This window comes from Bradyrhizobium sp. WSM3983 (assembly GCF_000473045.1).
Lineage (GTDB): Bacteria > Pseudomonadota > Alphaproteobacteria > Rhizobiales > Xanthobacteraceae > Bradyrhizobium.
In genome coordinates this window covers 72,779-85,131 of sequence record NZ_AXAY01000034.1, presented here as the reverse complement: position 1 = coordinate 85,131, position 12,353 = coordinate 72,779, and the positions used below count along the sequence as shown (strand labels likewise).

13 protein-coding genes are annotated in these 12,353 nt (G+C 63.3%); 8 read left to right on the top strand and 5 right to left on the bottom strand.

All coding sequences use genetic code 11. The annotated features are described in order from the left end of the window. The first annotated feature begins 55 nt into the window (after positions 1-55). The 4 genes from YUA_RS0134660 to YUA_RS0134645 all read left to right on the top strand — a co-directional run bounded on the left by YUA_RS0134660 (position 56) and on the right by YUA_RS0134645 (position 5,826). On the top strand, positions 56-2,296 hold the full coding sequence (locus YUA_RS0134660; RefSeq protein ID WP_027534795.1) for a DUF1522 domain-containing protein: 2,241 nt from the start codon (positions 56-58) through the stop codon (positions 2,294-2,296). 245 nt (positions 2,297-2,541) lie between these two features. After that, positions 2,542-4,782, top strand: coding sequence for a DUF1522 domain-containing protein (locus YUA_RS0134655; protein WP_027534794.1), 2,241 nt, complete (start codon positions 2,542-2,544; stop codon positions 4,780-4,782). Positions 4,783-5,076: 294 nt separating this feature from the next. Continuing rightward, positions 5,077-5,445 carry a flagellar biosynthesis regulator FlaF gene (flaF, locus tag YUA_RS0134650; protein ID WP_027534793.1) on the top strand — a complete coding sequence of 123 codons (369 nt, stop codon included), beginning with the start codon at positions 5,077-5,079 and terminating at the stop codon, positions 5,443-5,445. Between the two features lie 12 nt (positions 5,446-5,457). Then, positions 5,458-5,826 carry a hypothetical protein gene (locus YUA_RS0134645; protein ID WP_027534792.1) on the top strand — a complete coding sequence of 123 codons (369 nt, stop codon included), beginning with the start codon at positions 5,458-5,460 and terminating at the stop codon, positions 5,824-5,826. A gap of 14 nt (positions 5,827-5,840) precedes the next feature. Here YUA_RS0134645 and YUA_RS0134640 read toward each other — a convergent pair whose 3' ends face one another. The 4 genes from YUA_RS0134640 to YUA_RS0134625 form a co-directional block, all read right to left on the bottom strand. After that, positions 5,841-6,200, bottom strand: a complete 360-nt coding sequence (locus tag YUA_RS0134640) for a flagellar protein FlaG (protein ID WP_027534791.1) — start codon at positions 6,198-6,200, stop codon at positions 5,841-5,843. Between the two features lie 160 nt (positions 6,201-6,360). Beyond that, the gene (locus YUA_RS0134635) at positions 6,361-6,858 is read right to left on the bottom strand and encodes a hypothetical protein (RefSeq protein ID WP_027534790.1); all 498 of its coding nucleotides are present in this window, start codon (positions 6,856-6,858) and stop codon (positions 6,361-6,363) included. Between the two features lie 11 nt (positions 6,859-6,869). Further along, positions 6,870-7,253 (bottom strand): flagellar assembly peptidoglycan hydrolase FlgJ, encoded by a 384-nt coding sequence (flgJ, locus tag YUA_RS0134630; RefSeq protein ID WP_027534789.1) that lies wholly within the window; start codon positions 7,251-7,253, stop codon positions 6,870-6,872. Further along, complete coding sequence (locus YUA_RS0134625) at positions 7,253-8,377, bottom strand: flagellar basal body P-ring protein FlgI (RefSeq protein WP_027534788.1); 1,125 nt, start codon at positions 8,375-8,377, stop codon at positions 7,253-7,255. Before YUA_RS0134625 ends, flgJ begins: the two co-directional genes overlap by 1 nt. A 279-nt stretch (positions 8,378-8,656) precedes the next feature. Here YUA_RS0134625 and YUA_RS0134620 point away from each other — a divergent pair, with 279 nt between their 5' ends. Next, positions 8,657-9,070: a flagellar assembly protein FliX gene (locus YUA_RS0134620; RefSeq protein ID WP_027534787.1), complete on the top strand. Its 414-nt coding sequence runs from the start codon at positions 8,657-8,659 to the stop codon at positions 9,068-9,070. A gap of 37 nt (positions 9,071-9,107) precedes the next feature. Here YUA_RS0134620 and YUA_RS0134615 read toward each other — a convergent pair whose 3' ends face one another. Next, on the bottom strand, positions 9,108-9,479 hold the full coding sequence (locus YUA_RS0134615) for a helix-turn-helix domain-containing protein (RefSeq protein ID WP_027534786.1): 372 nt from the start codon (positions 9,477-9,479) through the stop codon (positions 9,108-9,110). A gap of 150 nt (positions 9,480-9,629) precedes the next feature. On the opposite strand from YUA_RS0134615, the gene YUA_RS0134610 reads away from it, so the two are divergent. The 3 genes from YUA_RS0134610 (at position 9,630) to YUA_RS0134600 (ending at position 12,332) form a co-directional block, all read left to right on the top strand. Further along, on the top strand, positions 9,630-10,241 hold the full coding sequence (locus YUA_RS0134610; RefSeq protein ID WP_027534785.1) for an NAD(P)-dependent oxidoreductase: 612 nt from the start codon (positions 9,630-9,632) through the stop codon (positions 10,239-10,241). A 216-nt stretch (positions 10,242-10,457) separates the two neighbouring features. Next, complete coding sequence (dksA, locus tag YUA_RS0134605) at positions 10,458-10,823, top strand: RNA polymerase-binding protein DksA (protein WP_008142458.1); 366 nt, start codon at positions 10,458-10,460, stop codon at positions 10,821-10,823. Positions 10,824-11,303: 480 nt separating this feature from the next. Further along, entirely contained in the window at positions 11,304-12,332 is a 1,029-nt protein-coding gene (locus YUA_RS0134600; RefSeq protein WP_027534783.1) for an aldehyde reductase, read from the top strand. Positions 12,333-12,353 lie beyond the last annotated feature (21 nt).

The window sequence follows — 12,353 nt, the reverse complement described above, 5'->3', positions numbered from 1 at the left end:
GTCGTTTGATCAATCTCGGTCAAGCAGGACGCGTAGCTACCAGAAAGGTAACAGTATGTCCGGTATCGTTCTCTCCTCCTCGGTTCGCCAGAACCTGCTCTCCCTCCAGTCCACCGCCGACCTGCTCGCCACCACCCAGTCCCGTCTGTCGACTGGCAAGAAGGTGAACTCGGCGCTGGATAACCCCACCAACTTCTTCACCGCACAGTCGCTCGACAACCGCGCCAGCGACATCAACAATTTGCTCGATGGCATCGCCAACGGCGTGCAGGTGCTGCAGGCCGCCAACACCGGCATCACCTCGTTGCAGAAGCTGCTCGACAGCGCCAAGTCGATCGCCAACCAGGCGCTCCAGACCACGGTCGGCTACTCCACCAAGTCGAACGTCTCGACCACGATCGCCGGTGCGACCGCGACCGACCTGCGCGGCACCACGACCTATAGCAGCACGACCGCGCTCTCGAACGTGGTGTTCGACGGTAGTGCGGGCGGTACCACCGTTGCGTCCGGAGCAACCACGCTCGGCGGCGGGTCCGCTTCGCTGGTCGGATCCGCGGCGCCTGACGGTGCGGGAGCCGCAGGCAAACTGGCTGTGGGCCTTACGCTCGCCGGCGCCCCCTCAGCGACAACCATTGCCGCCAAGGGCGCGCCTTCGGACGGCGAGACGTTGACGGTCGATGGGCACACGATCACCTTCAAGACGGCCGACGTTCCGACCGCGGCGCCCTCAGGCTCGAACAAGGTTGGCAACATCGTTACGGACGGCAACGGGAACTCTACCGTCTACACGGGCGCCTCGGCTCCGACCGGCTCGGTGCAGGACCTGCTCAATGCGATCGATCTGGCGACCGGAGCTGGGAAACTTAACGCCGGTGGTACTGCCGTCGTCGCCGGTTCGGGCACTTTGGCTTCCGTTAGCGCTGGTGGTGTTCTTACCCTCACGACTGGTACCGGTGCTGATCTCAGCATCACTGGCCGGGCCGACCTCCTGAAGGCCCTAGGCCTGACCGGGGCAGCGGGCAGCGGTACCGCCACTGTGACCCAGGCGCGCTCAACCGCCTCGGGCACACTCGGCACTTTGATCCAGGACGGCTCGACGCTGAACGTGGACGGCAAGACGGTCACGTTCAAGAACGCCGTGACGCCCACCGCAGTCGCAACCGGTTCCACCCTGGTCGGCAACCTGGTCACGGATGGAAACGGCAATTCGACGGTTTACCTGCAGTCCGGTACGACGGCCGACGTTCTGAACGCCATCGATCTCGCTACCGGGGTGCAGACCGTCAAGACGGCCGGTGCCTCGGGTGCCCTGCAGACGACCGCGGGAGCCAAGAACTCGTCGATCGTGGCCGGTGCGCTCAACCTTTCGACGGGCACAAACTCCGACCTGTCGATCACAGGTTCGGGCAACGCATTGTCCGCGCTCGGCCTGACCGGCTCGACCGGCACCGGCACCGCCTTCACGGCGAGCCGCGCCGCATCGGCCGGCGGTGTCTCGGGCAAGACCTTGACCTTCAGCTCCTTCAACGGCGGCGCGGCGGTCAACGTCACCTTCGGTGATGGCACCGGCGGCACGGTCAAGACGCTCGATCAGCTCAACACGCAGCTTCAGGCCAACAACCTGACCGCCACGATCGACGCCAACGGCCTGCTCACGGTCTCCGCCACCAACGACTACGCGTCCTCGACAATCGGATCGGCCGCCGCTGGCGGCACGATCGGCGGTACGATCACCTCGAGCTTGACCTGGACGAACGCGACGACGCCGACTGTGGACCCGGTTGCCCAAGCGACCCGTTCCAACCTGGTTGCCCAGTACAACAACATCCTGTCGCAGATCGACACGACGTCGGTTGATTCGTCCTTCAACGGTGTCAACCTGCTCAACGGCGATCAGCTCAAGCTGGTGTTCGACGAGACCGCCAAGTCGAGCCTGAGCATCACCGGCGTGACCTTCAACTCGAAGGGTCTGGGTCTGGCCGGGCTGGTGCAGGGCACCGACTTCATCGACAACTCCGCCACCAACAAGGTGCTGGTCAGCCTGAACTCGGCATCCAGCACGCTGCGGTCGGAAGCCTCGACTCTCGGTTCGAATCTGTCGGTGGTGCAGGTGCGTCAGGACTTCAACAAGAACCTGATCAACGTGCTGCAGACCGGTTCGTCCAACCTGACGCTGGCCGACACGAACGAGGAAGCGGCCAACAGCCAGGCGCTGTCGACCCGCCAGTCGATCGCGGTCTCCGCACTGTCGCTGGCCAACCAGTCGCAGCAAAGCGTGCTCCAGCTGCTCCGCTAATAAGTCGCTGAAACAACAGAATAGATACGGCGGCGGGGCTTCGGCCCCGCCGCTTTTTTTGCGTCCGCAGCGACGGTGCAGAGCCCGTAGGTCCGGAGCGGAGGAGGGCGCTAACCAGGCATTAACCGTATCCCTTAAACCGGCGTTAACCATACTTTAAAGGACAGCCCCTAAAACTGGACAAAAGCCCGCTTTCCAGATCGGCGAGCCCCGATTCGTATCCGGTTCAAAAGGAAGACCCGCCAATGTCCAACATCGTTCTCTCGGCGTCAGTTCGCCAGAACCTGTTGTCGCTGCAGTCGACGGCCGACCTGCTGTCCACGACGCAGCAGCGCCTTTCGACCGGGAAAAAGGTCAATACCGCGCTCGACAACCCGACCAACTTCTTCACGGCACAGGGGCTGGACAACCGGGCGAGCGACATCAGCAATCTCCTCGACGGCATCAACAACGGTGTGCAGGTGTTGCAGGCCGCCAACACCGGCATCACCTCGCTGCAAAAGCTGATCGATAGCGCCAAGTCGATCGCCAACCAGGCGCTCCAGACCACCGTCGGCTACTCGACCAAGTCGAACATCTCGACCACGATCCCCGGCGCGACGCCGGCCGATCTTCGCGGCACGACAAGCTATACCTACGCAACTGCAACCGGCAATGTCGTCACCAACGGTACCGCTGGCGGCACGACTCCGGCCACCACCGCGACCACGCTCGGCGGCATCTCGCAGTCGCTGGTCGGTTCGGCTGCTCCTGACGGTGCGAACACCGCGGCCAGCCTGGCGCCGGGTCTGACCCTGCTCGGCACGCCGAGCAACCTCACCATCGCGACGAACGGCGCGCCGTCAGACGGCGATGTGCTCATCGTCGACGGCAAAACCATCACCTTCAGGGCCGGCGCTGCGCCCGCGGTGGCCAATGTTCCCGCCGGTTCCGGCAGGAACAACAACGTCGTCACCGACGGCAATGGCAATTCGACGGTTTACCTCGGTACGAACGCTGCCCCGGCCGCAACCGTCCAGGACGTTACGGATGCGATCGATCTCGCAAGCGGCGTGCAAAAGGCGGCTATCACGGGCGGCACCGCGACGTTGTCGAACTCGTCAGGCACCAACGCCTCCATCGCCGGCGGTCAGCTCACCCTCACCACCGGCACGGGCGCTGACCTCAGTATCACCGGCAAGGCCGACTTCCTTAAAGCGCTCGGTCTGACGACGGCAACCGGCTCCGGCAATGTCAGTGTGGCCAAGGCGCGTCTCACGGCCCCCACGACGCTGGGCACGCTCATCAATGATGGCTCGACGCTCAACGTCGACGGCAAGACGGTCACGTTCAAGAACGCGGCCGCCCCTGCTGCCGCTCCAACGGGGTCCACCAAGATCGGCAATATCGTGACGGACAATAGCGGCAACTCCGTCGTCTATCTCCAGGGCGGAAGCGTTCAGGACTCGCTGAACGCGATCGACCTGGCGTCGGGTGCCGGCATCGTCAGCGGCGGCGCCGTGGTTGCGGCGAGTGGTTCGTCACTGTCCTCGGTCGTGAACGGCGCTCTCAAACTCAGCACCGGCACCGCGGCCGATTTGTCGATCACCGGAACGGGCAACGCGCTGTCGGCGTTCGGTCTGACCGGTCCCACCGGCACCGGCACGGCTTTCACTGCGGGGCGCTCGCCGGGAGCAGGCAGCATCTCGGGCAAGACCCTGACGTTTACCTCCTTCAACGGGGGCACGGCCGTGAACGTCACGTTCGGTGACGGCACCAACGGCACCGTCAAGACGCTCGATCAGCTGAACTCGCAGCTTCAGGCGAACCACCTGACGGCGACGATCGACGCCAACGGCGTGCTTACGATCACCACCGTCAATGAATACGCCTCCTCGACGCTCGGCTCGGTCACTGCCGGCGGCGTCGTCGGTGGCACGATCACCGGCACGGTTGCCTTCACGACGGCCCAGCCGCCGATCCAGGATCCGGTCGCGCAGACGGCGCGCTCGAATCTCGTCAACCAGTTCAACAACATCCTGGCGCAGATCGACACGACGTCGCAGGACGCCTCCTTCAACGGCGTGAACCTGCTCAATGGCGATACGCTGAAGCTGATCTTCAACGAGACCGGCAGCTCCACGCTCGGCATCAACGGCGTGGTCTTCAACGCGGCGGGCCTCGGCCTCAGCAACCTCGTCAACGGCGTTGACTTCATCGACAACGGCGCCACCAACAGGGTGCTCACGAGCCTCAACGCGGCCTCGAGCACGCTGCGGTCGGAAGGCTCGGCGCTCGGTTCGAACCTCTCGATCGTGCAGGTCCGTCAGGACTTCTCCAAGAACCTGATCAACGTGCTGCAGACCGGCTCGTCCAACCTGACGCTCGCGGACACCAACGAGGAAGCGGCCAACAGCCAGGCGCTGTCGACCCGCCAGTCGATTGCGGTCTCCGCGCTGTCGCTGGCGAACCAGTCACAGCAGAGTGTGCTGCAGCTGCTCCGCTAATTCGCAAGCGCAGAATCGAATCGTGAGACAGCGCGGCGGGGCTAATGCCCCGCCGTTCTTTTGAGGGAGTTCGCTAAGACAGGATTAGCTGAGATCGATGGGCACGATGCAGCGCATGTTTACAGCTTGCGTCTGCGCATCTAGCCTCGCTCCTACGGAAGGACTCCGCGACCCGTAATAATCCGGAGTGCTTCCAAGCGCACATGTAAGCAAATCTTAAGCGCTACTGCATAGGGTTGGGAAAGAAATCCTTAAGTCCGTTCAACGGGCTAGGAAGCTTCCAAGGTGTGATTGATGTCGAATTCCGCTGCCTCGGCCTACGCGCGTGTTGCAACGACTACCGCATCTCCTCGTGACGTCGAGGCGCAGACCCTGCTGAAGGCAGCCAACAAGCTCCAGGACGCGATCAATGCCGCTGACCCCTTCAGCGAGCAGACCACGCAGGCGTTGATGTTCAACCGCAAGCTCTGGACGATTTTCCTCAGCGAAGCGATGCGCGAGAATAACCCGCAGCCGCTCGACGTCCGGCAGAAGATCGCCAACATCAGTGTGTTCGTGTTGAGCCAGACCGCGGCGCTGCAGATGAGCCCGCAGTTCGATCACTTTCGCCCGCTGATCGAGATCAACCGCAACATCGCCGCCGGTCTGTCCGGCCGGCCGTGATGGAGCGTCGTGATGTCCGACATCATGAGCATTTTGTCGACCGCGTATAAGTCCAACGTCCTGTCGAGCACGTCGGGCTCGTCCAAATACGTTGCGGTCGACTCCTCGCTGTACCAGGGCATTTGGAGCGGCACCTATCCCGACGGCAAGAAATTCTCGCTCGACATTTCGCAGGTGAATGGGTTTCGCGCCCAGATCCACTATCAAAGCGAAGGTACGTCGCAGTATCAGCAGGTTCTGATCAAGGACTCGTCGTTCCGCTTCGGCAACACGAAGTTCACGCTGACCGATACCGGCACGGCGCAGATCAAGAACGTCGTCACTGATCCCGCGACCGGTTCGACTTATCTCGATACCGCGCAAGCCACGCTCGACAGCTGATCGGCAGGCGTTCTTTAAGCACTGAGGTCCGTGTTGAGCGGGCGCGAGGGCTCCGACTTCAAATCCAGTGCGTGGAAATAGGCTCGCCGGCGCAGCATCGCTTCGTCGGGGAACTGATTGACCACCGCATCGGTCTTGTCGTTGACGACCTGGAAGACCATGGATGCGGACGCCTGGTCGAACACGACTTGGCGCGAAATGTTCGCATTGCTCTGCAGATCATTGCTCGCAGCGGCGCTCGTATCGCTCGCGGCGACCGTCTGGCTCACCGGCAAATCGGTTTGTACGGCATCGTTCGCCGCCGAATTCGACGTCGGGACGATCTGTACGGGGGCCGGTATCCCCACCGGCCTGATGCTGAAATCTGTACTCATGGCAGCCTCCTGGTTGCCTTGCGTGAGTCAAATCCCAACCCCTCTCAATGCGCAACCATGGAACACCAGGATTGAACATCAGGTAAGCAAACGTGCCTAACCGCGGGACGCTTTCGCCGCGCGGTTTTTCGTAAAATTGGATGGAGTTCTTTGTCTGCGCTCAGAGGGTGCGGCTGACTGCGAGCGGCGTGATGTGACGCGGGCCCGGCGTGGCGCGGCGTCCCGCCGCCGTATAGGTGTTCGGCACGTTGCGCTTCTGGATCTCGGCATTGACGCCGCGCACGACGCTCTCGGAGACCGCATGCGCGGTCGCGAGCACGGTGAGATTGACCTGAAGCATGGCGCGGAAGGCGTCGTGGTGCCGGTGCAGCGTCGAGAGCAGTTCGGGTGCGGATTTCGCGAGCTGTGCCTGGTTTGCCTTCAACTGGCCGACGGCTCCGACGTAGCGCCGCGACAGTTCCTGCTTCTGGGTCTCGAGCGTCATCGCCTCGCGGACCTTGCCGGCGCGGACCAGCTCGGTCTCGCGCTCGATCAGGCCGAGCAGGGCGCTCATCGCGTCCATCAGGTCCTCTGCGAGCTTGCGCGCCTCCCCGCTGCCAGGCGTGTTGTTCGGGCGCTGCGCTGGCATCGGCTGACGTGACGCGTTGAAGTGGTTCATCTCGTTTGACCTTATGCCGTACGAAGAGTGGTTTTGGCCTGCTGCATGATCAGGGTACGGTAGACCTCGCGGGCGACACCGACGCCGCCGGCGCTAGCGAAGTTCTTGGAATATTGCTCGGTCAGCATCGAGCGCCAGACGCCGGTGCCCGGCGTGTCTCCGAACGGGCCTTCGCCCTTCAGGCCTGAGGTCATCTGCGCGAACATGCTGTTGAGGAACATGCCCTCGAAATCGGTGGCGGTCTTTTGCGTCTTGGCCTGCTGTTGCGGCGAGACCTTCTGAAGTGCGGCGGCAAGCTCGAAGTCAGGCCGACCGTTGCGGCTTTCCACGGAGAAGGCCGGGTTCGAGACGGCCGGTGTGACGACGTGCGCGGTGTTGATCATGCCCGTCTGCATCACATCACCTCGATGTCGGCTTCGATCGCACCCGCGGCCTTGATCGCCTGGAGGATGCTGATGAGGTCGCGCGGGCCGATGCCCAGGCCGTTGAGGCCGTCGACGAGCTGCTGGAGCGAGACTCCGTCCTTGACGACGGCGAACTTCTTGCCGTCCTCGGTGACGCCGACGCTGGAGCGCGGCGTGACCACGGTCCGGCCCCGCGACAGCGGATTGGGCTGGCTCACCTGCGGGCTCTCGGAGATCGTGACCGTGAGATTGCCTTGTGCAACTGCGACGGTGGCGACGCGGACGTCGCGGCCCATCACGATGATGCCCGAGCGTTCGTCGATGACGATCTTGGCGGCGAGATCCGGATCCACCTGAAGTTGCTCGATCTCGGTCAGGAATGCGACCACGTTGCCCTTGAACTCCGGCGGGATCGTCAATTGCACCGTCGAGGGATCGATCGGCTCCGCGCTCTTGACGCCGAGATAGTCGTTGATCGCGGCCGCAATGCGCTTGGCCGTGGTGAAGTCGGCGTTGCGCAGCGCGAGCCGCACGTTCGGCAGCCGGTTCAGCGCGAACTCGATCTCGCGCTCGATGATGGCGCCGTTGGCGATGCGGCCCACGGTCGGAACGCCGCGAACGATCTTGGCGGCTTCGCCCTCGGCCTGGAAGCCGGAGATCGCGAGCGAGCCCTGGGCGACCGAGTAGACGTTACCGTCGGCGCCGAGCAGCGGAGTTACGAGCAGGGTACCGCCGCGCAAATCCTTGGCGTCGCCGAGCGCGGAAACGGTGACGTCCATGCGCGTGCCTTGCGTGGCGAAGGCCGGCAGATTGCCGGTCACCATCACGGCGGCGACGTTGCCGGTGCGGATGGTGGCGCCGCGGATGTTGACGCCCATGCGCTCAAGCATCGCTTGCAGCGACTGCTTGGTGAAGGGGATGTTGTTGAGCGTGTCGCCGGTGCCGTTGAGGCCGACGACGAGGCCGTAGCCGATGAGCTGGTTCTGCCGCACGCCTTCGATATTGGCGAGATCCTTGATGCGCGAGGTCGCACTCGCAGCCGCGACCGAGAGCGCCAGCGCTGACAGCGCGGCGCAGGCCACCCCAAAAATCCTCACCCAACGAACGCCTGGCATCCTCTGCTCCCCAAGGCTCCTCAAAAAGGCTCCTCAATCTTGGACCGACTGCGACACTCCCATGACGAGCTGGTCCGACGCTTTCCTTGCGAGCGCTGTGCCAACACGGGGCAGGGGGCTAGGCAGTTGAACAGGTTGAATAAATCTCTTTGGGTCGACGCCAGAAGGCATTCGCCTTGAGGAGCGAAACTGCCGCATGTCGGCAGATTTTGCCGGGCTGTTTACGCCCCGTTAACCATAAAGCGGCGAATGTGGCGCATCGATCACCGGATTGCTTCGATGCGCATCTACGGACCGAATGGGACCACGCTTGGAACGCCGGCCAGCCAGGCCAGGCGAACGAGCTCCGGCACCTTCGTATTGCCCGAAACGAATTCGGCGCAGGAGACGCGCAGCGCCACCGCACCGAAGGCCACGGCCAACATCGACGGGCTGCTCGCGCTGCAAGGTATCGAGGAAGATCCGGTCGAGCGCCGCAAGCGCTCGGTGACCCGCGGCAGGACCGCGCTCGACGTGCTCGATGATCTCAAGATGGGACTGCTGTCCGGCAATCTCGACGCGTCGACCGTGATGCGGCTGCGCGATGCGGCCGCGAACCTGAAATCGTCCTCCGGCGATCCCGGCCTCGATTCCGTGCTGTCCGAGATCGAACTGCGCGTCGAAGTCGAGCTGGCGAAGGCCGGGCAGGGCTGACCATCACCCCGCAATCTGGAGCGCGCGGGGAATGGCTCTACGCCGCTTCCTCCTTCTGCTGCACGTCATAGCGGCGCTGGGCGGCGAGCACGTCTTTCAAATTTTCCTCGGCCCAATCGCGCAGCGGATCGACCGCGGCGGCAAGTGTCACGCCGAGCTGCGTGATCGAATATTCGACCGTCACCGGCACGGTCGCGACGGCGCGGCGCTTGATCAGGCCGTCGCGTTCGAGCGACTTGAGAACTTGGCTCAGCATCTTCTGCGAGATGCCTTCAATCGTGCGGCGCAACTGGTTGAATCGCATCGGCTCTTCGCGCAGTAGCAACAGGATCAGCACGGCCCATTTGTCGCCGACGCGATCGAGGATCTGGCGCGTCGGGCAATCGGCTGCATAGACGTTGGGTTTCATCTCAGTTTCTCGCGTTCCGTTCGGCTTGCCGGTTACTCCTGCGTAATCAGGTAAGCACAAAGTGCTCCCTTAACACCAGCATTCTTTGCGATATCTAGTCACCATTGGTTACTATACAGAAGCGACTATACAGAAGCGAAGGAGCCTTCCATGAAAATCGCAGTTGCCGGTGCCTCGGGCCGGGCTGGTTCGGAGATCACCAAGGAACTGTCCCGCCGCGGCCATGGCGTCACCGCCATCGCTCGGAACCCGGACAAGATCGCGGCACTGCCGCATGTCGTACCGACCAAGGGCGAAGTGCTCGATCAGGCCGGCCTCACCAAGCTGTGGGCTGGGCATGACGTTGCGGTGAGTTCCGTCCATTTCCTGGCCAGCGACCCGCACAAGCTGATCGGCGCGGCCAAGGACTCCAAGGTCGGGCGCTATCTGGTCGTCGGCGGCGCTGGCAGCCTGGAGGTCGCGCCGGGCGTCAGACTGGTCACAACCCCCGGTTTTCCGGCCCAATACAAGGCCGAGGCAGAGGCAGGTGGAGCATTTCTCGACCTGCTGCGGCAGGAAAAGGACCTGAACTGGACCTTCATCTCGCCCTCGGCACTGTTCATCGAGGGAGAGCGTACCGCCAAGTTCCGGCTCGGGACTGACCAGCTTCTCGCAGATGCGAACGGCAAGAGCTGGATCAGCTTTGCCGACTACGCCATCGCGCTCGCCGACGAGATCGAGAAGCCGGTCCATTTGAGGCAGCGCTTCACGGTCGGCTACTAGGCTTTTGGCCGCCCCCGGTCCCTCTAGGATAAACCTTCCTGTGCAAGGGCTTGGGGGCGGTAACCGCGCCATTAAGGAAATATTGTCTGTCACAAGGGGTAGCTATATAAGCCCCGGCTCAACGGACCCCCGTTCCGTTCGCGAGTCGTTGCTTAAGAAGATAGGCCGCCCTTGGAAAAGTTGAAAAACTACCGACCGACCGAAAAAGAGCCTTTCATGAACGACCGGCAGAAGGAGTACTTCCGTATGAAGCTCCTCGCCTGGAAGGATGAGATCCTCAAAGAGTCCAAGCTCACCCTGCAGGCTCTGCAGGAGGAGAACGTGAACCACCCCGATCTCGCCGATCGGGCATCGTCCGAAACCGACCGTGCCATCGAACTCCGCGCCCGCGACCGCCAGCGCAAGTTGATCGCCAAGATCGACGCCGCGCTCCAGCGCATCGAGGACAACACCTACGGCTATTGCGAGGATACCGGCGAGCCGATCTCGTTGAAGCGACTCGAGGCCCGGCCCATCGCGACGCTCTCGGTGGAAGCGCAGGAGCGCCACGAGAAACGCGAGAAGGTCTATCGCGACGAATAGAGTCCGAGCCGCAGCGATGCGGCTCTTTATTTTTGGGACGCAAGGCGCAGTTTCGCGCCGTGACCGGCGTTTTGCCTGTCGCTTGCCGCCGCGCGCTTCAACACGCGGGCGCTACCGTGAAAAGTGAATCGCGATCAATGGGCTAGAGTCCATTGCTGATAGCTCACGTGAGTTCACATGAGAAACAGCCTTCACTTCAGGTGCGGGAGGTTTTGCGAGTCGCATCAACGAGATCGGCTAGGATGCTGAGAGGCTGATCAAGCAGCATCAAGTTTCGCTGCAATCAGGCTTCATGCGACGCTGCAAGGGGCGCATCTCCATAGAGCCTGGACCAGCTCAATATTTCCTTAAACGTCAGGTTTTCCATACCGGTCTCGAAATCCATTCTACTTGTTCCCTCGGGAGATAGTGACCAGATGCGGCCTTGAGCAGGGTGGCGGAACCAATTTGCGCACCCGGCGCAATGAGGGGAATTTGGCAATGAGCACTGTTTTGGTCACCGGCGGATCCGGCTTCGTCGGCATCCATGTCGTCCTGCAGCTTCTGGCCGCCGGCCATGAGGTGCGAACGACGGTGCGCCGGCCGGACCGGCAAGCCGATGTGCTGGCCATGCTGCGCGAGGGCGGGTTGGGCTCGCCTGAGAATCTGTCCTTCTTCACCGCGGACCTCACGGCCGACGAAGGCTGGCAGTCGGCGGTGACGGGCTGCGACTACGTGCTCCACGTCGCCTCGCCGCTGTCGACCAGCGTGCCCAAGGACGAGAATGAGATGATCGTCCCGGCGCGCGACGGCACGCTGCGGGTGCTGCGCGCCGCCCGGGACGCCGGTGTCAGGCGGGTCGTCGTCACCTCGTCGCTGGGCGCGATCGGCTACGGCCATCCGCCGCGGGACCGGCCGTTCGACGAGACCGAGTGGACCAATCTCGAGGGCGCCGACGTGCGGCCCTACATCAAATCCAAGACGCTGGCGGAGCGGGCGGCTTGGGATTTCATCGCGCGCGAGGGCGGCGGGCTCGAATTGTCGGTGATCAACCCCGCCGGCATTTTCGGCCCGGTGCTGGGGCCGGACTTCTCCGGCTCGATCGAGATCGTCAAATCGCTGCTCGATGGCGCCATGCCGGCGGTGCCGCGGGTCTATTTCGGCGTGGTCGACGTGCGCGACGTCGCCGATCTGCATTTGCGGGCGATGACGGCGCCGGAGGCCAAAGGCGAACGCTTCATCGCGGTCTCCGGCGAGACGCTGTCGATCCTCGACATCGGCAACGTGCTGCGGCGGGAACTGGGACCGAGGGCGCGCCGGGTTCCGCGGCTTCAGGCCCCAGACTGGCTGGTGCGGCTCGCCGCAAGCCGGATTCCCTTGCTGCAGGCGGTCGTGCCGATGCTCGGGAGGGTGCGGCATTCCACCAGTGCCAAGGCGAGGTCGCAGCTGGGCTGGCAGCCCCGTTCCAACGACGAGGCGATCCTCGCCACGGCCGAGAGCCTGATCCGGCTCGGCCTGGTCAAGGCGTGATGCCATAAGCCACCCGCGCTT